Source organism: Allomuricauda sp. CP2A, from assembly GCF_001683915.1.
Classification (GTDB): domain Bacteria; phylum Bacteroidota; class Bacteroidia; order Flavobacteriales; family Flavobacteriaceae; genus Flagellimonas.
The window spans coordinates 89231-114736 of sequence record NZ_LXTT01000045.1 but is presented as its reverse complement, the minus strand read 5'-3'; the positions used below and the strand labels follow the sequence as shown (position 1 = coordinate 114736).

Annotated in this window: 23 protein-coding genes and 1 tRNA gene; 17 read left to right on the top strand and 7 right to left on the bottom strand. The window is 43.3% G+C overall.

Annotated features, from left to right (window positions below; genetic code table 11):
- Positions 1 to 145 precede the first annotated feature (145 nt).
- Together A7D14_RS06375 and A7D14_RS06370 are read left to right on the top strand one after the other, a co-directional pair.
- Entirely contained in the window at positions 146 to 829 is a 684-nt protein-coding gene (locus A7D14_RS06375) for a DUF6799 domain-containing protein (RefSeq protein ID WP_067031644.1), read from the top strand.
- Between the two features lie 78 nt (positions 830 to 907).
- Positions 908 to 1801 (top strand): hypothetical protein, encoded by an 894-nt coding sequence (locus A7D14_RS06370; protein WP_067031641.1) that lies wholly within the window; start codon positions 908 to 910, stop codon positions 1799 to 1801.
- A gap of 222 nt (positions 1802 to 2023) precedes the next feature.
- On the opposite strand, the gene A7D14_RS06365 is transcribed toward A7D14_RS06370, so the two are convergent.
- From A7D14_RS06365 to A7D14_RS06340, 4 genes are all read right to left on the bottom strand, one after another.
- A complete protein-coding gene (locus A7D14_RS06365; protein WP_083158002.1) occupies positions 2024 to 4201 on the bottom strand; it encodes a TonB-dependent receptor in 2178 nt (725 codons plus the stop codon).
- A 523-nt stretch (positions 4202 to 4724) separates the two neighbouring features.
- Entirely contained in the window at positions 4725 to 5660 is a 936-nt protein-coding gene (locus A7D14_RS06355) for a TerC/Alx family metal homeostasis membrane protein (RefSeq protein WP_067031604.1), read from the bottom strand.
- A gap of 776 nt (positions 5661 to 6436) precedes the next feature.
- On the bottom strand, positions 6437 to 6967 hold the full coding sequence (locus tag A7D14_RS06345; protein WP_141673245.1) for a hypothetical protein: 531 nt from the start codon (positions 6965 to 6967) through the stop codon (positions 6437 to 6439).
- Positions 6968 to 7274: 307 nt separating this feature from the next.
- A tRNA-Leu gene (locus tag A7D14_RS06340) sits at positions 7275 to 7356 on the bottom strand.
- 168 nt (positions 7357 to 7524) lie between these two features.
- Here A7D14_RS06340 and A7D14_RS06335 point away from each other — a divergent pair.
- The 3 genes from A7D14_RS06335 to pth all read left to right on the top strand — a co-directional run bounded on the left by A7D14_RS06335 (position 7525) and on the right by pth (position 9954).
- Positions 7525 to 8466: a ribose-phosphate pyrophosphokinase gene (locus A7D14_RS06335; RefSeq protein ID WP_067031596.1), complete on the top strand. Its 942-nt coding sequence runs from the start codon at positions 7525 to 7527 to the stop codon at positions 8464 to 8466.
- 108 nt (positions 8467 to 8574) lie between these two features.
- Positions 8575 to 9237 carry a 50S ribosomal protein L25/general stress protein Ctc gene (locus tag A7D14_RS06330; RefSeq protein ID WP_067031593.1) on the top strand — a complete coding sequence of 221 codons (663 nt, stop codon included), beginning with the start codon at positions 8575 to 8577 and terminating at the stop codon, positions 9235 to 9237.
- 87 nt (positions 9238 to 9324) lie between these two features.
- Positions 9325 to 9954 carry an aminoacyl-tRNA hydrolase gene (gene pth / locus A7D14_RS06325; protein ID WP_067031590.1) on the top strand — a complete coding sequence of 210 codons (630 nt, stop codon included), beginning with the start codon at positions 9325 to 9327 and terminating at the stop codon, positions 9952 to 9954.
- Here the strand turns inward: pth and A7D14_RS06320 are convergent, their stop codons facing one another.
- Both A7D14_RS06320 and A7D14_RS06315 read right to left on the bottom strand, forming a co-directional pair.
- Positions 9955 to 10641: a hypothetical protein gene (locus tag A7D14_RS06320; protein WP_067031587.1), complete on the bottom strand. Its 687-nt coding sequence runs from the start codon at positions 10639 to 10641 to the stop codon at positions 9955 to 9957.
- A complete protein-coding gene (locus A7D14_RS06315; protein ID WP_255307400.1) occupies positions 10638 to 14330 on the bottom strand; it encodes a reprolysin-like metallopeptidase in 3693 nt (1230 codons plus the stop codon). The genes A7D14_RS06320 and A7D14_RS06315 overlap by 4 nt, the downstream gene beginning before the upstream one ends.
- A gap of 162 nt (positions 14331 to 14492) precedes the next feature.
- On the opposite strand from A7D14_RS06315, the gene A7D14_RS06310 reads away from it, so the two are divergent.
- Together A7D14_RS06310 and A7D14_RS06305 are read left to right on the top strand one after the other, a co-directional pair.
- Entirely contained in the window at positions 14493 to 15422 is a 930-nt protein-coding gene (locus tag A7D14_RS06310; RefSeq protein WP_067031582.1) for a bifunctional riboflavin kinase/FAD synthetase, read from the top strand.
- Positions 15423 to 16763, top strand: coding sequence for an HTTM domain-containing protein (locus A7D14_RS06305; protein WP_067031579.1), 1341 nt, complete (start codon positions 15423 to 15425; stop codon positions 16761 to 16763). It abuts the gene before it with no gap.
- Here A7D14_RS06305 and A7D14_RS06300 read toward each other — a convergent pair.
- Positions 16760 to 17140, bottom strand: a complete 381-nt coding sequence (locus A7D14_RS06300) for a VOC family protein (protein WP_067031576.1) — start codon at positions 17138 to 17140, stop codon at positions 16760 to 16762. The two genes, A7D14_RS06305 and A7D14_RS06300, sit on opposite strands and share 4 nt — an antisense overlap.
- 93 nt (positions 17141 to 17233) lie before the next feature.
- Between A7D14_RS06300 and serS the strand changes: the two genes are divergently transcribed.
- The 10 genes from serS (at position 17234) to A7D14_RS20485 (ending at position 25410) form a co-directional block, all read left to right on the top strand.
- On the top strand, positions 17234 to 18505 hold the full coding sequence (gene serS / locus A7D14_RS06295; RefSeq protein WP_067031573.1) for a serine--tRNA ligase: 1272 nt from the start codon (positions 17234 to 17236) through the stop codon (positions 18503 to 18505).
- A gap of 69 nt (positions 18506 to 18574) precedes the next feature.
- Positions 18575 to 20371 carry a tetratricopeptide repeat protein gene (locus A7D14_RS06290; RefSeq protein ID WP_083158001.1) on the top strand — a complete coding sequence of 599 codons (1797 nt, stop codon included), beginning with the start codon at positions 18575 to 18577 and terminating at the stop codon, positions 20369 to 20371.
- 36 nt (positions 20372 to 20407) lie between these two features.
- Positions 20408 to 20725, top strand: a complete 318-nt coding sequence (locus A7D14_RS06285; protein ID WP_067031570.1) for a DUF4286 family protein — start codon at positions 20408 to 20410, stop codon at positions 20723 to 20725.
- Between the two features lie 4 nt (positions 20726 to 20729).
- Positions 20730 to 21038, top strand: coding sequence for a gamma-glutamylcyclotransferase family protein (locus tag A7D14_RS06280; RefSeq protein WP_176712371.1), 309 nt, complete (start codon positions 20730 to 20732; stop codon positions 21036 to 21038).
- A 17-nt stretch (positions 21039 to 21055) separates the two neighbouring features.
- Positions 21056 to 21928: a 16S rRNA (adenine(1518)-N(6)/adenine(1519)-N(6))-dimethyltransferase RsmA gene (gene rsmA / locus A7D14_RS06275; protein ID WP_067031630.1), complete on the top strand. Its 873-nt coding sequence runs from the start codon at positions 21056 to 21058 to the stop codon at positions 21926 to 21928.
- On the top strand, positions 21915 to 23267 hold the full coding sequence (mgtE, locus tag A7D14_RS06270) for a magnesium transporter (RefSeq protein ID WP_067031564.1): 1353 nt from the start codon (positions 21915 to 21917) through the stop codon (positions 23265 to 23267). The genes rsmA and mgtE overlap by 14 nt, the downstream gene beginning before the upstream one ends.
- A 19-nt stretch (positions 23268 to 23286) precedes the next feature.
- Positions 23287 to 23652: a nuclear transport factor 2 family protein gene (locus A7D14_RS06265; RefSeq protein ID WP_067031561.1), complete on the top strand. Its 366-nt coding sequence runs from the start codon at positions 23287 to 23289 to the stop codon at positions 23650 to 23652.
- A gap of 15 nt (positions 23653 to 23667) precedes the next feature.
- Complete coding sequence (locus A7D14_RS06260) at positions 23668 to 24033, top strand: cupin domain-containing protein (RefSeq protein ID WP_067031558.1); 366 nt, start codon at positions 23668 to 23670, stop codon at positions 24031 to 24033.
- 18 nt (positions 24034 to 24051) lie between these two features.
- Positions 24052 to 24984 (top strand): 2-hydroxyacid dehydrogenase, encoded by a 933-nt coding sequence (locus A7D14_RS06255; protein WP_067031555.1) that lies wholly within the window; start codon positions 24052 to 24054, stop codon positions 24982 to 24984.
- 9 nt (positions 24985 to 24993) lie between these two features.
- Positions 24994 to 25410: a response regulator transcription factor gene (locus tag A7D14_RS20485; protein WP_067031552.1), complete on the top strand. Its 417-nt coding sequence runs from the start codon at positions 24994 to 24996 to the stop codon at positions 25408 to 25410.
- Positions 25411 to 25506: the final 96 nt, after the last annotated feature.

Sequence of the window (25506 nt, the reverse complement as noted above, 5' to 3'; positions counted from 1 at the left end):
TTTGCAGTTCTCCACACTGTGTAACATTTGCTACTTAAATCATGTTTTAAATATTTGTTTTACAGTGAGTTAATGACATTTATCATTGTTGTAGTCTTTTAATGATTTTACTTTTATGGGAATAATTTATTTAAATACAAGTACCATGAGAAAAGTAGTTTTACTAATGTTGGCCGTTCTTGGAACAGCCACATTGATGGCGCAGGACAGGGATAGGGACAGGATCCAAGATCCCGATCAAGATCGAGACCGTTTAATGTTGGTCGATGGTGATGTACTCCAAATTCGTGATCGTGATCAAATCCGTTTACAGGAACCCATTACGCTCAATGATGGAACTGTTGTAAGCCCAAATGGTTCATATTTGACCAGAGATCGTGATAGACTTCGATTAAAAGACGGTGAATGTTTGGACAATGATGGCATTAAATACCGCAATGAGTACCAATATCGGTATAAAATCATGCAAGATGACAAAGGGCTCACCAATGCCCAGATACAGCAGAGAAATCAAAATAGGTTTCAGATAATGCGTATTGACGGTGAGGTCTATCAAATTAGGGCCCAATCCCAAGATCGTTTACAACAACGATTGGAATTGGCCAATGGCGGAAGTATTGACCCAAATGGCACCTACATGAACCAAGACCGTAAACAGATGAGACTTCAAAATGGGGAGTGTTTGAACCTAGCGGGAGAAAAATTCATGAATACCTACCAACATCGAAAAATGATGGTTCAAAAAAACATGAAGAACATGAAGAACATGAAAGCTAAAAAAGGTATTAAGGGCAATGCCATCCAAAAGAAAAAAGGGACAAGCATGTAATGTATTTGTATTATGGGCCTTGCTGTATGTAATGTATGTAACTATGGCAAGGCCCCTGATAAATTGAATTTGAACACTATGAAGCGTAACCTATTCATTTTTTTGCTCTTTTTGCTTTCAGTGGGTATTAAAATCCATGCCCAGAAAACCACTAAGGAAAGTTCAAGCACTGAAGAATCCTATTTCTTAGTGGACTTGAGCTATATGAACGATGCTATTTTCATGGGTAGGCGAGACTCCATTGCGGCACCCTATATTCTGCCCTCCATTGGCTATTATGACAAATCCGGCTTGTTCTTGGATGTATCCGCATCTTATCTTACGAGTTCAGGCGAACAACGGGTGGATCTGTTCCTTGCCACTGCAGGGTATTTGTTCAAATCCAAAAAATTGAGCGGCGGGGTTTCGGGAACAGCCTATTTTTACAATGAAAACAGCTATAATGTGCAGTCTGAGGTCGTGGCCGATATCACTGGAATTCTGAGTTACGACCTAAAGGCAGTTGAATTATCAATATATGCGAGCAGCTATTTCAACAACAATAGCACGCCTGATATTTTCTTGGGATTGATGATGGACCATACGTTTTATGGATTCAACAATTCGTTATTGATAATCCCAAGGGCTTCCTTGTTTGCCGGTTCCCAATATTTTTACGAAGAATATTATAGCACCAGTCGTTTGGGAAACCGAAAAGGCCAGGGCAAAGGTTCGGGTGACACTGAGCCCATGGAAATAACCACGGTTGAAGTTGCAGAAGCATCGGAATTCAATCTGTTGAACATGGAACTGAGCATTCCATTGCAGTACCATCATAAACAATTCATTTTTTCCTTCACTCCGGTTTGGGCATTTCCCCAGAGCAATGCCACATTGACCACAGAGGATGCCGTTTTTGAGGAGGAGTTGGAAAATGTGTTCTATTGGTCCGCTGGAATCAGCTATTGGTTCAATGCCAAGAAAAGAAAATAACATTGAACATGCCTTATCTAAATCGCATTCAATGCTTTAAAGAGTAGGATGAGGGTGTCCAAAAAGCAACAAAAGTTTGAATTTGTCAGGTTGAGTCCTTCGGCTGCGCTCAGGATAAACTTAAGTCGAAACCCATTGATTATCAACATGCTTAGGTTCTCGACTGCGCTCGAACTGACAGATAACGAGCTTTTTGGACACCCTCATCTTTTTTTGCGAAAGCTATAGTTTAAGCTTAAATCCACCATTAATCACGAAACCATCAACAGGGGCATAGATATCCAAAAACTGTGGATCACTGATATTTCCAGTATAGATTGCACCAAAACGGGTTTGGCGTGTATCCAAAAAATTCTCAAAGTTCAGGAAGACCGAAAATTTTTCCCCAAGTTTCTTTTCGCTCATCAGCCCCAAGATCCAATAAGACTGTCCTGTTTCACCGCTTTCCAATCGCTGTGGACTGTAATAATAAGCCTCAAGGCCCACCCAAAGGTTATCCTCCTTTTCAAACATCAACACATTGTTCAAACGGTGCTTGGCCACCAACGGGAAATCTGATACCATTCCATTTTCATGTTGTTTTACGTTGGCATGGGTATACCCCGTGAACAGTTTAAAATCCCCATATTTGATCTTGAGGTTGACCTCGGCACCACGGGTATCAACATGTCCGCTGGGTTGTTGAAATTCATAGAATCCGTTCCCGTTTGGCACCAATAGCATGGGATCATTGATCTTGGTATAGAAAAGGAGCGTGTTGATGGACATTGTCATCCCCGGCAGGGGGATCCATTTATAGTTTATGTCAAAATTGAACCCCAGGGAGCGTTCCAGATCGGCCTCATCTGAATCGATGGGCAATACATTCCTGAACTGCACCCGTTCCGCATCTTCAGTGAACACGGTGGGAGTCTTGTATCCCATGCCGCCACCAAGCCTAAAGGTTAACGCACTATTGGGCTCGTAGAGCACTGAAAGTCGAGGGAGGGCCATGGCCCCGTAATCGGAATGGAAGTCGGCCCGGAACCCGGTCTCCACGGAAAGGGTTTCATCAATACGCCATACATTTTGGGCGAACAGTCCAAAAATTTGGTAGGATTGGTCCAATGCTTCAGTCTGATTTTCTCGGGTATCATTAAAATATTCCGTCCAAAGATTGGTGCCAAAGACCCATTCCACATCGTCTTCCGAACTTGTGGAAAAGTTCAACTCACTGAAAGAAGAACGTTGGTAGCCCGAAAAGGTGAAGTCCGGGATTTGGATAGTTCTGTCGTAAAAACTAAAACTGTTCTTGATTTCCAATTGGTTTCTTCCATTAAAGGTATGCTTGAATCCCAACTGAGTGGATACCCGTTCCGTTTCATTGGACTCAAAATAGGGGTCAGTCACGGATTCCCCCTCAACATAGTCCATATTTCCCCCAAGACGGTCCTCAAAAATGGCATTGATGCCCAGCAACAGTTCGGTATGTTCCCCAGGATACCAATACAGCTTGGGATTAAGGGTAAAACGGTCGAACTCTGGAATGGCTGTCAATCCAATATCCGCAGGGTCATAGGGCGAACCCAAATTATAGGAAGCAAATACGGTTGTTCCCACTTTATTGAACTTTTCTGAATAAAAACCACTGAGGTCCAACCCAAGAGCGGAAGTACCGTTGGCCATAAAGCTGAGCTCGGGTTCATCCTCTGGAGTCTTGGAAATCAGGTTTACCAATCCGGCAATGGCCCCGCCCCCGTACAAGGTAGAGCTGGATCCCTTGATGACCTCCACTTGTTTTAGGTCCAAAGGTGCTATTTGCATCAAACTTAGCCCACTGGCAAACCCGGAATACAGGGGAAATCCATCCCGAAGGAGCTGGGTATACTTTCCGTCCAGTCCTTGGATACGTATGCTGGAATTGTAACTGGTGGCCGAAGTCTGTTGCGTCCTAATGCCCGTACTCTCATTGAGCAACATGCGGATGTCCCCCGGTTTCATGTTTCCCTTCTCGGAGAGTTCCTCCCCTGCAATGACCTCTACTCGCGTGGGGATATCCTCAATGGTACGGCTGCTCCTAGTGGAAACCAAGGTGATTTCTTCCATCTCCTCAGTCTGCGGAACAAGGAAAAAGGGCTGCCCTTGGATTGTTTCATCCAAAGGAAAATCTAGGTTACGCACCATAGTGGCATAGCCAACATAGCTTAATCGCAGTTGAAACCTACCATTGGGAATGTTCTCCATATATATTTTTCCCTCTTCATTGGATATGGCCCCTTTGTCCAGGGATGCCAAAACCGCTGTGACCCCGATCAAGGGTTCTCCACTTATGGAATCTTTGACCGTAATGTCTAAAGTATTCTGTGCAAGAACGGATACTATGCCAAAAAGGAACAGCACCCAAAACAATCTTATTCTCATTTATTTGGATTTTTGAAATATGCTTAATCCTGGTTTTTAGCCAAGATTATTTTTAATTTACAACGGGTTATACTTCAAAAATGCGCGGAGGCTTCAGGGAGAAAAAATAGACTTCTTTCGGCAGGAGTTCAACATAAGTTACGGGGGGAGTTTCCTTTTCAAGTTTCAAGCAGACAAAATCCAAGGTTTCATACGTAACCGTAAATCCCGGGCATCTGCCACAAGTATAAAAAGGGGAACAGGGTGCATCAGTGCCATGGGGAACCTCTTCTGGATCATCATGCCCACATTGATCTACTGCTGATGTTTCGGAACAGGAACCTGTCTCCTGACAACATGGGTATGACGACAACAGAATGGTTAGCAAAGATAAAATCACCGCCAAAACTCTCATACTTCAAAAGTAAAAAACAAAAGGAAATGCCCTACAAGTCCCAATGTTTAATTTTCCACTTAACCTGGAACAAGTTCTTATCGGGGCAATTGTCTTGTTGTTTCGATATACTTTTTCCAAAAAAGGGAATTATTCATTTTTCTCTCTTGATGACACCAAAATACCGATTAACAGCGATAATAAAATAAAGCCCAATGAGAACCATTCGGGAAAGGTAAAGTGATGTGCCAGTATCAGCTTTACTCCCACAAAGGTCAGGATGGCCACCAAACTATACTTGAGGTAGTAAAACTTGTTGATCATGTGGGCAAGGAAAAAGTACATAGATCGCAGGCCCAATATGGCAAATATATTTGAGCTGAAAACCAAAAAGGGGTCGGAGGTAATGGCCAAAATAGCCGGGACACTGTCCAAGGCAAAAAGAACATCCGAAAATTCAATGATGACCAAGGCCATAAACAAGGGGGTCGCCGCGGTTATATGCCGCAACTTAATGAAAAATTTCTGCCCCTGCATGTGTGAGGTTATGGGCATTACCTTGCGTAAGTTCCTGTAAATAAATGACTTTTTGGGGTTGAACGCCTTTTGTTTGGAGACCAACATCTTTATGGCGGTAAAAATTAAAAATGCGCCGAAAATATAGGTTGCGAAACTGAATTTCTTAATCAATGCCACTCCAAAGAAAATCATCAGGGCGCGGAACACAATAGCGCCCAAAATGCCCCAGAACAATACCCTGTGCTGGTATTTTTGGGGTATATTGAAAGATCCAAAGATAACCGCAATGACAAAAATATTGTCAATGCTCAATGAAAGCTCAATGAGGTAACCGGTAATATATTTTAAGCTGGCATCCATGGGCTTCAAGGAATCCACGTTGTCAACCCGTCCCGTAGCGTACAACCAATAAATGATGCCCGAAAACAAAATGGACAGTGTTACCCAAATCCCGGTCCAAATTGATGCTTCCCGGACACTAATAACATGTGCCTTTCTATTGAAAACACCAAGATCCAGCGCCAAGAAAAAAAAGATTCCCAAAAGAAAAAAAGCCCAGACTGCCATAAGATTTATATTGTAAGAATCGAAAATAAACAAAGGAATTGGTTGATTGCAAAACTATCTTACAAAAGTTTCAAGAAGCTTACTCTACCTTAGTATATAAGAGGGCAGGTCTAAAATAGCAAACTATGGTAATAGGGATGTCCAAACAGAATTAGGGTTAAAAACAGATCTATCTCTTGGACCATATTTTTTTACCAAGCCGTTACTTTATAAAAAACAAAACCCTGATTATGAATCCATAATCAGGGTTTGGAAGTACCTTGGGTGGGAATCGAACCCACACGTCCTAAGACACTGGATTTTGAATTTGAAAGCACAAAATAGTCAAATCTAATTGCTTAATAAACAGATGTTTACAAAAAAATAGAATTTATTATCATAACTATAACTCGCCTATATGCTATAAAATAAGTTTTTAACATATTGATTTTCAATATGTTTTGCAATAAGCAATTAATTATCCGAACCTTTGCGGCCTAGACTATGCCTTGCTACCCCCATTGAAAATTAATATACTCGAGGTATTCCCCTAAATTCCCAATGGTAAGTTGGTGATCTATAGTAATAATAAGATGCTTTATGTTGGTTTCAAGTTTAGTGTTAGTCATATTCAATATTGATAAATAGATGGCATATTCAAAGGCAATTAATGATTCTGCCCTATTTCCAAACGGAACAATAATATTTGCTGATTGTTTTAAAAACTCAGGGTTCAAACAAAAAGCGCACAAAAAGCCCAAAAAGTATATTACCTGTCTTAAGGGTTTTAACCTTTCTTAAAGTACAGCAATAATTCCTATTACAACACAAATGATAACTAAAATAACGATAACCGTATCAAGGAATTTACAGACTTTCTGCAAGACCCACTGAACTGCCTTCTTTGTCACACAAACCAATGTAGTTATCCAATCCCATGGGTTGTACCACTTTTTTTCCTTCCAACATTCTTCCCACTCTATCTCTTCCTTTACCCACTCAGTCCAACATATCAATTTAAAGATTAGCCAAACCAAGAAACCACCAAAAATACACCCCCCTAAAATCGCGCATAGTTCTGGAGGTAACGGGCCTTCTGACCCTATAATATTACCATTGTCATCAAATTGCAAACTACAAAAGTCAATACCCTTTAAACTCAAAGGGGCAGCAGGCAAAAATTCATTACCCACCAATGTGCTTGATGCTTTGTTTAATGTCTCACTAGCGAAATTCCATAACAATGAAATCGCAAACAATCCTTGGAAAATATGGACAAGGTTCCACCAAAAGCCATATCCTTCTTGAGCTCTTCTTGATTTTTTCATAATTATCTGTTTATCTGCAATATACGATTTTTTTAACATGTCATTTCTCACGCATTAAAAACATCTTCAATCCTCAAGTTATGACATTAGAATGGCCTTTGGGGACTTTTTAAGGTTGGATTGGCATGCCAGTCCTGATAACTAGAAATTATTAAATGGATGGATGGTGTCAGGTAAAACTAGCCTATAATTAAGAATAGGGCCAAAGAATACTAAAAAAGGACAACCAAAATGTTAAAGTTGAAGAATTTAAGATGTTGTACCAAAAAACAAAAGGCCTTTCAACAAATTTGTTGAAAGGCCTTTGTACCTTGGGTGGGAATCGAACCCACACTCCCGAAAGAACTGGATTTTGAATCCAGCGCGTCTACCAGTTCCGCCACCAAGGCATAGAGCAATTAGAGTGACTTATTTGAATTGCGGATGCAAAGCTAAAAAATAATTTCATTTACCACCAAAAAATACTTCCTTTATTCCTTTAGCAACCCGAATTAATTTATAAATTTGCACCTCTTTATAAAAAAGCGCTTCAAAAAGCTAGTTAACAAGAGTTTGCAATGGCATATCAAGTTCCCGAGCCCAAAATTTTTGCTTGTACGCAAAGTGTTGATCTTGGAAAGAAGATAGCGGCTTCTTATGGTGCTGATTTGGGAAAGATTCAATTTTCCAGATACAGTGACGGGGAGTTTCAGCCTTCTTTCGAGGAATCCATTAGGGGTGCGCGCATTTTTATCATTGGATCCACAAATCCGAGCTCGGAGAACCTTATGGAAATGCTCTTGATGCTCGATGCCGCCAAAAGGGCATCCGCCAGGCATATTACCGCGGTAATGCCTTATTTTGGATGGGCGCGTCAAGACCGAAAGGACAAACCCCGTGTTCCCATTGCAGCAAAATTGGTCGCTAAAATGTTGGAAACTGCCGGTGCCACACGAATCATCACCATGGATCTCCATGCTGATCAGATTCAAGGTTTTTTTGAAAAACCTGTGGACCATCTTTTTGCATCGACCTTGTTCCTTCCCTATTTGAGGGGCTTAAACTTGGACAATCTTTGCATTGCTTCACCCGATATGGGAGGTTCCAAAAGGGCCTATGCCTATTCCAAAGCATTGGAATGTGATGTGGTCATCTGTTACAAGCAGCGCGCCAAGGCCAATATCATCTCACACATGGAGCTCATTGGTGATGTACAGGGGAAAAATGTGGTTTTGGTGGATGATATGGTGGATACCGCAGGCACACTTACCAAGGCCGCAGACCTGATGATGGAGCGAGGAGCGGAAAGCGTTAGAGCAGTTACCACACATGGTTTATTGTCTGGCAAAGCCTATGAAAGAATAGAGGAATCAAAGTTGACGGAATTGATCGTTACCGATTCCATTCCCATTGACGAGACCAAGAAAAAAATAAAGGTATTGAGTTGTGCCGACCTTTTTGCAGACGTAATGCACCGGGTACACCACAACACCTCAATATCTTCAAAGTTTTTAATGTAGCCTTCGATGAAGTTTACACTGAGCGAAGTCGAAGTGCTCAGGCTGACATAATGAAGAAATAGAAAAATAAGTTAGTAGAAAAATTAAATATAAACAGTTACTAAAATTATGAAGTCAATTACTATCAAAGGATCCCAAAGAGAAAGCGTGGGCAAGGTATCTACCAAGGCCTTACGTAATGCTGGAAAGGTCCCTTGCGTGCTGTACGGAGGGGATAAGCCATTGCACTTTTCAGCTGATGAAATCTCGTTCAGAGATTTGGTCTACACCCCCAACGCACACACGGTTGTGATTAAGTTGGAAGATGGCAAAAAATTAAGTGCCGTATTGCAGGATATCCAGTTTCATCCTGTGACCGACAAAATTTTGCACATCGATTTCTATCAATTGTTTGAGGACAAACCTGTTACCATGAACATTCCTGTTCGTTTGGAAGGTAATTCCCCAGGGGTGCGAAACGGTGGTAGATTGCTGTTCAGAAAGCGAAAACTTTCCATTAAGGCATTGCCTGATCTACTTCCCGATTTCATCACTGTGGATATCTCCAAGCTGAGAATCGGTGGTACCATTGCTGTAGAAACCGTGTTGAATGACGACTATACCATTTTACACCCAGAAAGCACCGCTATTGTTCAGGTGAAAGCTTCCAGAACTTCCATTGATGAAGAACTTGAAGATGAAGATGAAGAAGGAGCAGAAGAAGGAGCAGAAGCTGCTGCTGAAGGCGGAGCCGAAGGTGGTGAGGCCCCAGAAGCGGAAGCTACTGAATAGCATATAGATCTTATCATGAAGCATCCCGGTTTTACCAAGCTGTAAAATTTGGGATGCTTTTGTATTTTTAGCCAAAATGGTTCCCTAATGTTCCCGTTTATAAAAACCCTTTTTGGTATTCAAAAACCCCTTTTACAAGAAACTGATCCCATGAAAAAATTCCTCGTTGTCGGTCTCGGAAACATCGGTTCGGAATATGAAGAAACCCGGCACAACATCGGTTTCAAGGTGTTGGATTTTTTGGCCGAACAGGAAAACCTCACTTTTGAAAGTGCCAAATTGGGCGCTGTGGCCACCTTTACATACAAAGGAAGAAACGTGCTATGCCTAAAGCCATCCACTTATATGAATTTGAGCGGAAAAGCGGTTAAATACTGGATGGAAAAGGAGCACATTGCCTTGGACAATGTGCTTATCATTACGGATGACATCAATTTGCCGTTCGGCACCATCCGTTTGAAGACCAAAGGTAGCGATGGCGGGCACAATGGCCTTAAAGACATTCAGAATACCTTGCAGACGACCCAATATCATCGATTTCGATTTGGCGTGGGTGCAGAATTCAGCAAGGGAAAACAAGTGGATTATGTTTTGGGAGAATGGAACACCGAACAGCTTGAGGCACTTCCCGAACGATTAAAAAAATCCACAGACCTTATACGTTCCTTCGTCTTTGCCGGAGTAAAAAACACCATGAACCAATTCAACGGCACATAATCAGAATACTTTAAACTCAAACACCCCGGAATCTGAACGGTTCCCCTCCAAATCTGTTGTGATGACACTCCAATAATATACGGTGTCAGAATTCACCGTAACGGAAAACTCCATGGTCTCCGGGTCAACAGTACCCATTGACGTTGTGGGTGGGTTTTCATCAGAAAAAAACACTTCAAACGAAACAATATCATTATCCACATCTGCTCCCTGCCATTCTAAAAGTACTTCGTTGGCCAAATCTTTTTGGACAGTGGATCCAGAAACTGGATTTACCAACTGTGCTGGAAAAGGAGCATAGGTAGTTTCAAATCCTGCATTGTAGAACAACCATGTTTCACTTGTTGCGGTTTGATCGGAATTGGAACTAATGGAGGTAACAGACCATGCAAAGGGAGTGCCTTTGGCTATGGACAGACTTGCCGATGTTGCCGCGGTGGATACAGTCTGTGGGACATTCGTGTCCAGATTTACGACACTTAACGAATATCTGTCGGTGTTCGAGGAAGCCATCCACTGGAACGTAACTTGGCTCAACGTTTCATTTATGCTGACCCCTGTGGTGCATTCCGAATTTTCTTCAGGAAATACCAAAGCTGCCCCTTCCGGAACTGGTGGCGGATCGTCATTGCCCCCGCAAGAAATCAATAAGGCCAATATGGACAACATTGCTATATTCCGAATCATCTTTTTATGAATTTAAACATTTCCTTTACGCCTGCCTTTTCTATCCCCAGATAATAGATGCCTTTGGATAGGGAAGACAAATCCAACTCAAGATTGTTCCCACTGACCGATTTGGAATCGATCCTAACCAAACGGCCATCCGCAGAAAAAATCTGGATTTCAACATTTCCTTCAAAACCATTCAAATACACTTCTGTGACCGAATCTACGGGATTAGGGAAAAGAACAGGGCGTGAGGAATAAAACAAGGTTTTTTCAACAACTCCTTGACAAGGAAGGTTGGAATAAACCCGCAATACATTTTTACCCTCGGCCAATCTGAGTTGGAGTTTGGAACTATCCGTCTGTGTTACCAACCCATTGAGTTCCACGTTGTATAATTCAGCTCCGCTCAGCGTAACTTCCAAGGTTTCAGCAGTTGTAACAGCTTCCACATCCAATACGTCTGGTTCTGTAATGCTGATATCAAAACACGTTTCTTGGTATGTAACCAACCCGTTTGTCCCCGTAATACACAATGCATAATTTCCGGCTCCAAGGTTCAGGAACGTATGTTCATCGGTGAAATCCATGCTCAATGGCGTTCCTCCCCCATCCAATACAGCCGTGTAGGTTATGGAGGTATCAAATGGTGTTATGGTGATTGTGCCGTTGTTGCTGCTTCTACAGGTTTCACTTTGAATTATTATTGCAAAATTGTCTGGAGGGAATCGGTACACGGGACAACCATTGGTATTTACCTCAACTCCTTTTGGTGTGCCCAGACACAGATCATCACCATCATCAAATACCCCATCTTCGTCCTCATCGGGCCTAAATGTTCCTTCCACGCAAACATCCATGGAAAAAGCTACCAAAGCGCCACCATCGCTTGGGGCGGTATCTTGGATTTCCAATATCCATTCTCCCAAAATTGATTCTCCGTTGAGGGATGCCAAAGACCCCAATGGACTAACAGTTCCCATAATTGCGGGGTTTCCCGAGCATGTAATGGGTGAACCGTCATCATCAAAAACAGCGTTGATATTGTTCAGCCCACCACAGGTATTGGAGACAAGGGCAACACGGGTGCCGGCTGGTGAAATCAAAGTAATGATCAAATCTTCCAGAAAGGTATGGTCAACCTCCAGACTCACATTGATATCCGAAATGGAAAGGTCTTCAAAAAAATGTATTGAACTGCTCACTGTTGGGGTTCCAATGGAAGAAATCTCCAAAGGAAGGCCGTTTCTGGGTTCCACGCTTTTACAATCCAATTGGATTGTGGTAAAACTAAAGGGCGGACCATAAGTTCCTGTTCCACAATCGTTGCCTGGGCGGACCCTCCAAAAATATTCGGTCTGTTCCTCCAGTCCATTTACTTGATAAAACGTAAAAGGGACTGTTGCGGATGAAACAATATCGGTAAACCCAACATCGGTGGCCACCTCTACATCGTAAGTTGAATACAACGGATTGGCCTCCCAACTCAATTGAGGATTTGAAGTGATGCCCGTTTGTGTATTTGCAGGTGCTACAAGAACCACATCAGCAAAGGTCCCATCGCCAATAGTGAGAGATAAGGCTACATTCTTGGTTACAGAAGCTGACGTGGATGTTACCGTAATATCATATACTCCTGCTGCAACAGCATTGGTGTTGGAAATGGTCAAGTCCACCGCAGTATCATCCGTACTGGCCTGGGTTGGGGAAAAAGATGCTGACAACCCCACAGGCACATCCGCTGAAAAAGTTGAAGTTTCACTGAACCCGCCAAACGTTTGGTAGGTAAAGGGAATGACAATATCGTTGGGTTGACATACGGTAAAGGATAGCTCTTGGAAGCTCAGAACCACTTCCGATTGTTCAATGGTAAAGTCGGATGCATTTATCGCAAAAAACACATTGTCGCTGGCCTTGACCATAATACGGGCTGAATTGGTCACATCCCCTGGGATAAGGACTTCCTCAGACCCATCATTGAGTGTGTCATCGGCCAAAGTAATGGGAAAGCTCATTCCTCCATCCAATGAAAGGAAAATATCCACGGTTTGGGCATCAATGGGTGAACTATTGGTGTTGGCCACATCCCAAGTGACTTCTTGCAGCGAACCTGCTTGATAGGTTTCATTGGAAGTTTGCGAAGTCACTACAAAAGGTCCAGCTGCCTTAATGACATTTACATCGAGGACATCAGAAACCACTTGCCCTCCGCCTACGGCATTGTCCCGAACCGTGCAGGCAAAGCTCAAAGTTCGTTCAATATCGGAAACGGTTTCCCAAACATCGTTTATCACAGGATTGATCTGTGTTAAATTCCCTTGGACCACTTCCGTCAATCTAGGAAAATATCGTGCAGGGTCCGTAGTGGGTGGCAGTGATCGAAAATTGGCGCCGCTGGGATTGGTGGGACCGAAGGTACTGGTGGTGACCACTCCATCATTGATTTGTTCCCAGGTATACGTAAGCACATCACCAACATCTGGGTCGGTTGCCACCCCCTCCAATACAAATGCAGTGCCTTTTGGAATAGTATAATCGCCCACCGGCGTTAAAACAGGTGGTGAATTGGTCTGAACCGTGGTCTGCGCACACGCAACGGATTGCAGGTAAGTGGCTATTTGAAGTATACTGTTAAAATGGAAATAATCATCGCCATTGGGGGCCACATTGTTGCCCAAAACAATTCCTGCATATCCCATAATGGTGGTTCCACTGGCAGGTTCTGCTTGTACCCCAGTCCCCTCCGACTCATAGGACCATGTGTGGTTGGCCCCAAATTGATGTCCCAGCTCGTGGGCCACATAATCCAAGTCAAAAACATCACCTTCCGGTTCAAAAGAAGCGGAGAACCCGCTCCCTTTTTGGTTGTCGGCACAAACAGCACCTATAAACCCTGCATTACCGTTGTTCTGCTCAGGGTCATCTACCCGATGGAACAAATGCCCCACATCATAATTGGCTTCACCAATGGTTGATGTAAGTGTATTTTGCACTTGGGAATTGAGACTGTTGGTATACGGGTCGGTATCTGGGTCCGTGAAAACAACAAGGTCATTGTTCGCAATTAATTCCAACGTAACACCCAAATCCGTTTCAAAGACTTCATTGATCCGGGTGAGTGTGGTATTGATGGCCGCCAAGGCATCCGCAACCGTTCCGCCATGGTATTCGGTATACTCGCCGGTCACCGAAACCGCAATCCGGAATTTTCTGAGCAGTTGGTCATCCACCAAGGGCACAATGGTCTTGGCCGTTCCCCCTCCGGAATTCATCTTATCCTGTAATAGTACCTCGGTCTTGCACAAGAAAGTGTTCTCCAGCGAAGAATGCTCTCCTTTATTGTACAAAACATAGGCATCGTCATCATTCAACATGGGTTCCAAAAAGGCCGTTTTTTGATTGCTCACATCAATAACCATACTTTCAATCCCCTTATGGGAACTGCTGAGTTTGATCTTATATTTTCCATTGACACTCAAGCCCGTAAAGGACTTTATCTGGGGATATTTTTGGGCCAATTCTGGGTGAAGAACAGGGGTTTCCTTGAGGGTAAAGGGAATTACATTCCCATCACTGTCCGGAAGGTATATGATGTTCTTTCCGTTTTTGGAGACCGAAAAATCTTGAAGTTTTTCTGAAAAAAGATTTTTCTCCAAGGAAAAAACGGCTCTAGCCTTATCCATATCCTTGATGGATGCGCTCTTCAAACTTGATTGTTTGGGGATGGATTTCCAATATGCCTGCTGCCCATAGGCACAAAAGCAGCTAAAAAATATGGTTATTGAAAAAACAAGATGTAATTTAGCTTTCATACATATGTAGGGCGTCAGTCAATTTCAAAAATAAGCCTTTTTTTATTTCTTGATTAGGTGGAAACAATCCAAGACATTTCTCTTTATAAGCATCTTACAAATCAAACCGTTATTACCATCGGTACTTTTGACGGTGTCCATTTGGGCCATCGTAAGATATTGGAACGTCTCATAAATAGTGCCAAAAACACCGGATTAAAGTCCACTGTACTTACTTTTTTCCCGCATCCGCGAATGGTGTTGCAGAAAGATACGGACATAAAATTACTGAACACCATTGAGGAGAAAACCCAGATCATGGAAGGTTTGGGCATCGATTATTTGATCATACACCCTTTTACCAAGGCTTTTTCCCGACTTTCGGCAACCGAGTTCGTTCGCGATATTTTGGTCAACAGCCTAAAGGCCAAAAAAATCATCATTGGTTATGATCATAGATTTGGGCGCAACCGCAATGCCAACATCCAAGATTTAATGGCCTTTGGAAACTCGTTGGGTTTTGAAGTGGAGGAAATTCCCGCACAGGAAATCGACGATGTCTCGGTGAGTTCCACTAAAATCAGAAATGCCCTTTTGGACGGCGATGTCGCTACGGCCAACAGTTACCTAAGCTATGCCTATATGCTCACCGGCACTGTAAAAAAAGGGAAGGGATTGGGCAAAGGATTTGGTTTTCCCACGGCCAACCTTCACATTGCCGAAGCCTATAAGCTCATCCCAAAAAATGGGGCCTATGTGGTGAAAAGCACCCTCAATGGCAAGGCGTATTTTGGAATGATGAACATTGGGTTCAATCCAACGGTATACGGTACCGAAAAAAGTATTGAGGTCAATTTCTTTGAGTTCGATGGCAACCTATACGACCAAAAAATACAGGTCGAGATCCTACACCGCATTCGCGATGAGCACAAGTTCAACTCCGTTGAAGAATTGCGGGAGCAATTGAAAAAAGACAAGAATTTTTCGCTGGACCTAATCTCCAAATAGATGCTCAATCGGTTTCTTTTTAAGAAAATAGACAATGCCCAACTCGTTGTTTTCCGAATTTTCTATGGGCTGTTGGTCAGCGCCGAATGTTATGGGGCCATAGCCACGGGCTGGGTACGGAGAACCCTCGTTGAGCCCCAATTCACCTTTAGTTTTATAGGTTTTGAATGGCTGCAACCCTTGCCCGGTAATGGCATGTACATCTATTTTGCCATTATGGGCACCCTTGGCGTATTAATTACCCTCGGATACAAATACCGATTCAGTGCCTTTGCATTTGCATTTATGTGGGCCGGGGTGTATTTGATGCAGAAGACATCGTACAACAACCATTACTACCTGTTGATGCTCCTCGCCTTTATCATGGCCTTTTTCCCTGCCGGAAGTGATGCTTCCTTAGATGCCAAGTTGAATCCTAAACTTCGTTCGCATACCATGCACAATTGGGTACGGTGGACCATTATTCTACAATTGTTCATTGTGTACACCTACGCATCCGTGGCCAAATTGTATGGGGATTGGCTGGACTTTAGCATCATTGAACTTTTGATGAATTCCAAAGGTGACTACCCCTTGATCGGCGAACTGCTACAACAAAAATGGGTGCACAAAATCATTGCCTATGCCGGTATTTTCTTTGATTTGCTCATTGTACCTGCATTGCTTTGGAAACCAACCCGAAAAATAGCCTTTGGTTTTGCCATATTCTTTCATTTGTTCAACAGTTATGTTTTTAGGATTGGGATATTTCCCTATCTATCTTTGGCATTTATCGTCTTCTTTTTTGAACCCCAGACCATCAGGAACATCTTTTTGCGAACCAAAAAAGTTGCGGTTGACCAAGTTTTTACAGTACCAAAAAACAGGAATGTAATCGTTGGTGTGCTGGGAATTTATTTCATTATCCAACTGGTGCTTCCCCTGCGCCACCATGCCTTTAAGGACGATGTATTATGGACCGAGGAAGGTCACAGACTCAGTTGGCGCATGATGCTCCGAAGTCGTTCCGGGACCATCCGGTACCGTGTCGTCAACAAAGAAACGGACAAGGTCAATTTTATTGATCTTGACGACTATCTCACCAAAAAACAACGAAGAAGGGTGGCCTGTTACCCTGATTTTGCATGGCAGTTTGCCCAACATTTAAAAAAGGAATATGCCAAAAAGGGCGAAGACATTCAAGTCTTTGTCACAAACGAGGTCAAGGTGAACAATGGGGAGTATTATGACTTTATCGACCCCAAAGTGGACCTGGCCAGTGTTCCTTGGAAACACTTCGCCCACAATGACTGGATCTTGCCCAGTCAGTCACCACCAGATTCGTTAAAAACCAGCAACTAAAAAGGATTGGCTCTTTGGCACAATTGCAAGGGCATGCCCCAAGGGTCTCGGAGCATCACAATATGACTCCCATCTTCCAAGTTCACCTCCACCTCAAAAGTAGCACCGTTCTCCAGCAAACGTTTCTTGTCCTGTTCGGCATTTTCAGACACAAAGGCCACGTGAAAACTCAACGAATTCTCTTTGGAAAAATCAGTGACAGGGGCATCAGAACGTTGGTAAAGCTCAATCACCACACGCCCTGTGCTATCTTCCAAAAAGGTCATAAAAGGGGTTTTTTTATCGGCCACCCGTGCCTTTAGGCCCATGTTGGACTCATACCATTCAACAACCGACACGGCATCGGCCACATTCACTGCAAAGTGCTCAAAAATCATACTGTATTATTTAATTTAACACCGCAAAGGTAATTGTTTCGCTTGTAGGGTAAGATTGGTAAATTCCCTAAATTTGCCGCTCAAAATAAGGCCATGCTTCAATTACAGACCATTAGGGAAAACAAGGAAAGTATTATCACCGCTTTAAAAAAGCGAAATATTGATGCATTACCCATGCTATCCAAAGTCATTGAGTTGGATGAAAAAAGACGTTCCATCCAAACCGAACTGGACAGCACCTTGGCCGAATCCAACAAACTTTCCAAGGAAATTGGTATGCTTTTTAAATCTGGAAAAGCACAGGAAGCCAATGCCCTAAAGGAAAAAACGGCAGGGCTTAAAGAAGCCTCTAAGCAATTGGGCGATGACCTAAGCGCTACTTCAGAAGCTTTACAGGAACAGTTGTACCTTATTCCCAATATTCCACATGATTCCGTACCTGCGGGAAGCAGTGACGAGGACAATGAAGAGGTTTTTCGTGAAGGGGATATTCCTAAATTGGCAGAAGGTGCCCTACCCCACTGGGAGCTCGCCAAAAAATACGATATCATCGATTTTGAACTTGGGGTGAAGATCACCGGGGCCGGATTTCCCGTTTACAAAGGAAAAGGAGCCCGTTTGCAACGTGCTTTGATTTCTTATTTCTTGGACAAAAACACCGAAGCCGGGTATACCGAAATGCAGGTTCCGCTCATGGTCAATGAAGCATCCGGCTATGGAACCGGGCAATTACCCGATAAGGAAGGCCAAATGTACCATGTGCAGGCAGATGATCTCTATTTGATTCCCACTGCCGAGGTGCCGGTGACCAATTTGCACCGAGGCGATATGTTGGCCGAAAGTGATTTCCCCATAAAATATACGGGCTACACGCCCTGTTTTAGAAGGGAGGCCGGAAGCTATGGGGCGCATGTCCGCGGTTTGAACCGTTTGCACCAATTTGACAAAGTGGAGATTGTGCGCATGGAACATCCCAACAACTCCTACCAAGCCTTGGATGAGATGGTGGGGCACGTTAAAAACATCCTTCGGGAGTTGAAATTGCCCTATCGCATCCTTCGGCTCTGTGGTGGCGATTTGGGCTTTACCTCTGCCCTCACCTACGATTTTGAGGTTTTCTCCACGGCTCAGGATCGATGGTTGGAAATCAGTTCCGTCTCCAATTTTGAGACTTTCCAGGCCAACCGTTTAAAACTTCGTTTTAAGGATGAGAATGGGAAGAGTCAATTGGCGCATACCTTGAACGGAAGTGCTTTGGCACTGCCACGGGTATTGGCGGGAATCTTGGAGAACTATCAGACTGAAAGTGGCATTAAAATCCCCGAGGTTTTGGTTCCCTACTGCGGTTTTGATACGATTGACTAGGGATTTCATCGATTTATTTGGATTCGCTTAACAGAATCCCCAGCTTTTCTACGTTATATTTGAAATAAAATGAGCTATTTGCGGTACCTTTTATTTCTCATATCGTGCTTTTTCCTACTGACTTCTTCCTATTCCCAAGAAGACTTTTTGGCGAAGCAGTACTTCAATGACGGAGACTACGAAAAAGCTTTGGTCTTCTATGAAAAATTGGTGGAACAAAACCCACGGCGCACCGATTATTCCGAAGGTTTGGTAGCCTGCTATCAACAATTGGAGCGGTATGGCGATGCTGAGAATTTCCTATTGGAAAAAATTGAGGACACCTATGCCTTTCCCACTTTTTTTATTGAGCTGGGCTATAATTACACCCTTCAAAATCAGGCTGGGCGCGCAACAGAGTTTTATGACAAGGCCATCCAAAAGATTGATGAAAACCCCAATTACGGGTATAGTGTGGGCTATCGGTTTCAAAAATATGCCCTCCTCGACTATGCGGTTAGAGCCTATTCCAAGGCCATGGCGTTGAAGCCTGAGTTGAACTACGATTTTCAGTTGGCCCGGATTTATGGGGAACAAGGCGATATTGAAAAAATGTACCAATCCTACCTGAACCTGATTTGGCAAGGACGAACATCACGTTCCAATGTACTCCGCAATATTGATGATTTCATTTCTGAGGACCCTTCGGATGAAAACAATGTGCTGCTACGAAAAGTGTTGCTGCAAAATGCCCAGAAAAATCCAGATATTCTTTGGAACGAACTGTTGAGTTGGCTCTTCGTTCAACAAAAACAATACAGCAGTGCCTTCAGTCAGGAAAAAGCCATTTTTAAGCGTACCGATGAAAACTCCTTGGATCGATTGGAGAATTTGGGCCAGATTGCTCTGGAGGAAAATGATACTGAAAATGCCACAGCCATTTTTGAATATATCGTGGACAACGCCGAAGAACCCAGAACCCGGCTCAATGCCCAACTCCATCTCATTGATATCGAGTTGATGGATCCAACCGAAAAAATACTTGCTGCCGTTGAAAAAAAGTTTCAGGATTTGGAAGCCGAATATGGAAATGAAAGCAGGACGCTTCAACTTCAAATTGCCTATGCCAATTTCCTGACGTTTAAAAGAGAAAGACCAGAACCTGCCATAGCCATACTCAAAGAAAGTTTGGAACTCCCTATGAACCGTATGGCAATAGCGTATGTAAAATTGGCTTTGGGCGATATTTTGGTATATGATCAAAAATTCAATCAGGCCCTGATCAATTTTACCCAAGTACAAAAAAGCCTGAAAAATGATGTTTTGGGTCAAAATGCCCGATTCAAGGTGGCACAGACCAGTTTTTATAAGGGTGATTTTGACTGGGCCCTTACCCAGTTGAAAGTGCTCCGGGGTTCCACCTCGCAACTCATCGCCAATGATGCCATGCAATTGAGCCTGTTGATTTCGGACAACTCCTTGGAAGATTCCACCCAGACCGCATTGAAAAAATATGCCCGCGCCGACCTAATGGCCTATCAAAATAAGAACAAGGAAGCCATTGCTGTTTTGGAGGACATCTTACAGAACCATAAGGGTGAAAAAATTGAGGATGAGGCCTTGTTGAAACAGGCCCAGCTTTTGGAAGAACAAAAGGATTATGAAAGCGCCGAGTTCAACTATAAAAAGATTGTGGAATTTTATTCCGATGGAATTTTGGCCGATGATGCCCATTTTGCTTTGGGAGAACTGTACCGAAATATCCTGAACGAGCCCGAAAAGGCAAAAAGCCATTACGAGAAGATCATCTACAACTATCAAGACAGCTATTACTTCCCCCAAGCGCGGAAGAATTTTAGAAGGCTTCGTGGTGATGCCATTAACTAATTCTTCCCTACATTTAGGCCAAGAAATTCACGGTCAATGCTCATATACAACGTTACCATTAACATCGATGAAAGTGTCCATGATGAATGGCTTATTTGGATGCGCGACAAACACATTCCAGATATGTTGAATACCGGAAGGTTTTCCCATGCCAAAATGGTCAAGGTTTTGGTGGAGGAAGAAATGGGAGGCATCACCTATTCCGTTCAGTATACCACGCCAGACCGAAAAACTTTGGAATGCTACTACGAGTTCGATGCCGAACGGTTACGGGAAGAAGCCCAAAAAAAGTTTCCCAATAAATTTGTGGCCTTTAGAACCGAACTCGAAGTGATCCATCAACAAATACCCTAACCTGTTGGAATATCTTTTTACCTACGGCACTTTACAGGATTCCCAGGTACAGGAGTATATTTTTGGATATATTTTAGCGGGAAGACCCGATTCCCTTTTTGGTTTTAAGAGATTCGAAAATGCGGTGTATGGCCAATATCCCTTGGTGCTTCAGACCGAAAATGGGGAAGACAAGGTGGAGGGGATGGTATATGAAGTGTCCATAACTGACCTAAAAAAAGCCGATATTTACGAAACCAGTGCGTACAAACGTGAAAAATTCCGATTGGAATCCGGGACCGTGGCATGGGTGTATATCGAAAATTCCCAGTAACTTGCAAAAAAACCCCTGTGTCCAGAAAGAACAAAAGAAAGCTGGGTAACGGCAAAGTAAGAAAGACCGAAAATGGACAACAAGATGGTGCCGTAAAAGCCAAGAAGCACTTGGGACAGCACTTTCTAAAAGATGAGGCCATTGCCAAGCAAATAGCCGACACCCTTTCCTTGAACGGATACACCAATGTCTTGGAAATTGGACCGGGCATGGGCGTGCTCACCAAATACCTGCTGATGCGGGGCATCGACTTGGTAGCTATGGACTTGGACGAGGAATCCATTGTGTACCTGAACCATAGTTTTCCCTTGGAACATCCAGAATTGTTCAAGAAAAACAATCAACTCAATGTCATCGAGGCGGATTTCCTGAAATTTGACTTACAACAATTGTACGGGGATGAGCAATTTGCTGTCATCGGAAACTTTCCCTACAACATTTCCAGCCAGATTGTTTTTAAAATGTTGGAAATGCGAAAACAGGTACCAGAATTCTCCGGCATGTTCCAAAAAGAAGTGGCCCAGCGTATTTGTGAAGGGCCAGGAAGCAAGACCTACGGTATCCTCTCCGTATTGGTTCAAGCATATTACCAAGCTGAATATTTGTTCACGGTTCCTCCCGGGGTATTTGACCCTCCACCAAAGGTGGATTCTGGGGTGTTACGGTTGACTCGAAAAAAAGAGCTCAGCCTGCCTTGTGACGAACGCCTCTTTTTTAAAGTGGTGAAAACAGCATTCAACCAAAGGAGAAAGACCCTTCGCAACAGTCTTAAAACCTTTAATCTCACCGATAATCTAAAAGAAGATACTATCTTTGACCAGCGCCCGGAACAGCTCAGTGTGGCAGATTTTGTAACGTTGACCCAAAAGATAGCCGATGACCCCGTTTAAACTTACAGACGAGCTTTTAGAAGACATCCGACAACTGATCGCAGATGAAAAGAACGGCGATCTGCAGTTGATGATGCAAGAATTCCACTATGCCGATATTGCCGAAATAGCGGACGAGCTGAACGTGGAGGAGGCGACCTATCTCATCAAACTTTTGGATAGTGAAAAGACTTCGGACATCCTTGCGGAAATGCACGAGGATATCCGGGAAGCCGTTCTGAAGAACCTTACCGCCAAAGAAATTGCAGATGAGCTGTCCGAACTGGATACGGATGATGCCGCGGATATCATCAACGAACTTCCAAAGGAACTCGTTCAGGAGGTCATATCTGAGATAGAGGACCGAGAACACGCCAAGGACATTGTGGACCTTTTGCGTTATGACGATGATTCCGCCGGGGGACTCATGGCCAAAGAGTTGGTAAAGGTCAATGAAAATTGGACCGTGACCACCTGTGTCAAGGAAATGCGGGCCCAGGCCGAAAATGTGACCCGGGTACACTCCATTTATGTGGTGGACGATGAAGGCAAGCTAAAAGGACGTCTTTCGCTCAAAGATTTACTAACCGCCTCTTCCAAAACACACATTAAGGATGTATACATTTCCAAGGTGGATTCGGTGAATGTCAACGAAAAAGGCGAAGAAGTAGCCAAAGTCATGTCCAAATATGATTTGGAGGCCATTCCCGTAGTAGATGAGATCGGGAGATTGGTAGGCCGAATCACCATTGATGACATTGTGGACGTGATCCGGGAGGAAGCTGACAAGGATTATCAAATGGCGGCCGGTATCTCTCAGGGTGTGGAAGTCAATGACAATATTTGGATACTGACCCGTGCCCGATTGCCCTGGCTTATACTTGGGTTGTTAGGTGGATTGGGAGCCGCTGCGATAATGGGTGGATTTGAAGAGATGATCGCCAAACATGCAGTCTTATTTTTCTTTACCCCATTGATTGCTGCAATGGCTGGTAACGTAGGTGTACAGTCCAGTGCCATAATTGTTCAAGGTCTTGCAAATGATGATCTAAAAGGAAGTGTAAGCAGCCGTCTTGTCAAAGAAATGCTATTGGCACTGTTAAACGGGCTCATCCTTGCCATTTTACTTTTGATATTCACTTGGATCTGGAAAGGAGCTTTTGCCACAGCTTTGGCCATATCGCTCTCCTTGGTGGTCGTAATTGTTGTTGCCGGGTTGATTGGTACTTTCATCCCCTTGTTCCTCCACAAAAGAAACATTGACCCCGCCATTGCCACGGGTCCGTTTATTACCACAAGCAATGATATTTTTGGGATATTGATTTATTTTTGGATAGCCAAAATGATTTTGGGGATTTAAATTACATACCTAAAAAGCTGTGAACAAAAATCCAAAACAAGTTGTTGAACATTGGGTTGATATTTTCAACCAAGGCGATGCCCAAAAAATTGCTGAACTTTACCATACCGATGCCATAAACCATCAAGTGACCAATGACCCCGTTGTTGGCAAGGATGCCATCTACAACATGTTCAAGAATGAGTTTTCCACTGCAGACATGGTATGCATCGTTGAACATATTTTTGAAGATGGGGAATGGGCCATTTTGGAATGGAAAGATCCATTGGGCCTAAGGGGATGTGGATTTTTTCATATTGTTGATGGAAAAATCAAATTCCAACGGGGCTATTGGGACAAATTATCATTTTTACGCATGCACAATCTGCCCATACCTACCCAATAAATTGCAAAATCCTGTATGAAACCCATCAACCTAAAACAAAAACATGCCGAGTTCACTAAACAGTGGCATCCACACCAAATAGCTGTGGTAGATGATATGCAAGTGCTTTTGGCCAAACTGCAAGGGGAATTTGTTTGGCATGCCCACGAGCATGAAGACGAACTCTTCCAAGTGATCAAAGGCACTTTGTACATGCAGTTCCGGGACCGAACCGAAGTGGTGAACGAAGGAGAAATCATTGTGGTGCCCAAAGGAGTGGAGCACAATCCCATGACCAAAAATGGGGAAGAGGTGCATGTATTGCTGTTCGAAAAACTCACTACTGCCCACACTGGAGAAGTACAGCATGAAAAAACACAGACCCACTACCCAAAAATCTAGGAGTTGTATATTTGACCCATGAAAGTTCTCCACCTGGACACCAACCACCCTCTACTTTTGGAACAATTTGCCCAATTGGGCTTTGAAAACCATGAAGACTATACTTCCAGCAAGGAAGCGATTGAAAAAACCATTCATCAATACGATGGAATTGTAATCCGAAGCCGGTTTACCATTGACCAACAATTTTTGGACAAGGCCACCAATTTAAAATTCATTGGTAGGGTTGGGGCTGGATTGGAAAATATAGACACTCAATATGCCAAAGACAAGGATATTTTTCTGGCTTCCGCCCCGGAAGGCAACCGAAACGCCGTAGGTGAGCACACCCTGGGTATGTTGTTGTCGCTTTTAAACAAATTGACCAAGGCCAACCGCGAGGTCAAGAAAGGAAAATGGGACCGAGAAGGCAACAGAGGTGAGGAGCTCGATGGCAAAACTGTGGGTATTATCGGTTACGGAAATATGGGCAAGGCCTTTGCCAAAAAATTGCGGGGTTTTGATGTGGAGGTCATTTGTTATGATATTGTGGGGGGCGTTGGCGATGAAAATGCGCGACAAGTGGGCATTATGGAATTCCAGCAACGTTCCGATGTGGTGAGCTTGCATGTACCCCAGACCGAACTTACCGTTGGAATGGTCAATTCTGAGTTCATTGATGCGTTTCACAAACCGTTCTGGTTATTGAGCACAGCCCGAGGAAAATGTGTGGTCACCAAAGATTTGGTAACCGCTTTAAAGTCTGGAAAAATATTGGGTGCCGGATTGGATGTGTTGGAATATGAAAAAAAGTCCTTTGAGAATATGTTCATCCAAAAACCAAAGGCTTTTAAGTATCTCCGAAAGGCCAAAAACGTGCTCCTAACCCCCCATGTGGCAGGATGGACGGTGGAGAGCAAGGAAAAACTGGCACAGACCATTGTGGATAAGGTAAAAGCAAGATTTTGCTAATTTTAGTGGGTGAAAAAGACCATTTTTGTTTTTTCGGCCTTGATTGTCGCGTTGCTCGTCCTCTTTCAATTGAGCAAATATGCCTATCTGTCCGGTGATATTTCCATAGAAATCATCATTGCCATAATCGCCGTCGTTTTTTTCTTCATTGGCATCCATATCAACAAAAAAGCGTTGCGAAAAAAAGAGAAAACCACTCCTGAAATCAATCTAAAAAAGGTTGAACAGCTTGGAATAAGCCAACGGGAATACGAAGTGTTGGTACAGATATCCAAAGGATTGTCCAACAAAGAAATTGCCAATGCACTTTTTGTTTCGGAAAGTACCATCAAAACCCATGTTTCCAACCTTTTGGTAAAGTTGGATGCCAAACGCCGCACACAGGCCATTCAACGGGCAAAAGATCTTGAAATTTTGGGCATTTAGCTCATTTTAAGGTCAGTACACCCTGATTTTGGTACTTTAGTATGAGTCTTTCCATTGTCCCAATTCCTACTTTTGAGTCAACCATTTAAACAATTG

Excerpts from the sequence above, each read along its gene's own strand:
- A7D14_RS06375 (WP_067031644.1), top strand. The coding sequence starts at position 146 with ATGAGAAAAGTAGTTTTACTAATGTTGGCCGTTCTTGGAACAGCCACA.
- A7D14_RS06370 (WP_067031641.1), top strand. The coding sequence starts at position 908 with ATGAAGCGTAACCTATTCATTTTTTTGCTCTTTTTGCTTTCAGTGGGT.
- A7D14_RS06365 (WP_083158002.1), bottom strand. The coding sequence starts at position 4,201 with ATGAGAATAAGATTGTTTTGGGTGCTGTTCCTTTTTGGCATAGTATCC.
- A7D14_RS06355 (WP_067031604.1), bottom strand. The coding sequence starts at position 5,660 with ATGGCAGTCTGGGCTTTTTTTCTTTTGGGAATCTTTTTTTTCTTGGCG.
- A7D14_RS06345 (WP_141673245.1), bottom strand. The coding sequence starts at position 6,967 with ATGAAAAAATCAAGAAGAGCTCAAGAAGGATATGGCTTTTGGTGGAAC.
- A7D14_RS06335 (WP_067031596.1), top strand. The coding sequence starts at position 7,525 with ATGGCATATCAAGTTCCCGAGCCCAAAATTTTTGCTTGTACGCAAAGT.
- A7D14_RS06330 (WP_067031593.1), top strand. The coding sequence starts at position 8,575 with ATGAAGTCAATTACTATCAAAGGATCCCAAAGAGAAAGCGTGGGCAAG.
- pth (WP_067031590.1), top strand. The coding sequence starts at position 9,325 with ATGTTCCCGTTTATAAAAACCCTTTTTGGTATTCAAAAACCCCTTTTA.
- A7D14_RS06320 (WP_067031587.1), bottom strand. The coding sequence starts at position 10,641 with ATGATTCGGAATATAGCAATGTTGTCCATATTGGCCTTATTGATTTCT.
- A7D14_RS06305 (WP_067031579.1), top strand. The coding sequence starts at position 15,423 with ATGCTCAATCGGTTTCTTTTTAAGAAAATAGACAATGCCCAACTCGTT.
- A7D14_RS06300 (WP_067031576.1), bottom strand. The coding sequence starts at position 17,140 with ATGATTTTTGAGCACTTTGCAGTGAATGTGGCCGATGCCGTGTCGGTT.
- serS (WP_067031573.1), top strand. The coding sequence starts at position 17,234 with ATGCTTCAATTACAGACCATTAGGGAAAACAAGGAAAGTATTATCACC.
- A7D14_RS06290 (WP_083158001.1), top strand. The coding sequence starts at position 18,575 with ATGAGCTATTTGCGGTACCTTTTATTTCTCATATCGTGCTTTTTCCTA.
- A7D14_RS06285 (WP_067031570.1), top strand. The coding sequence starts at position 20,408 with ATGCTCATATACAACGTTACCATTAACATCGATGAAAGTGTCCATGAT.
- mgtE (WP_067031564.1), top strand. The coding sequence starts at position 21,915 with ATGACCCCGTTTAAACTTACAGACGAGCTTTTAGAAGACATCCGACAA.
- A7D14_RS06260 (WP_067031558.1), top strand. The coding sequence starts at position 23,668 with ATGAAACCCATCAACCTAAAACAAAAACATGCCGAGTTCACTAAACAG.
- A7D14_RS06255 (WP_067031555.1), top strand. The coding sequence starts at position 24,052 with ATGAAAGTTCTCCACCTGGACACCAACCACCCTCTACTTTTGGAACAA.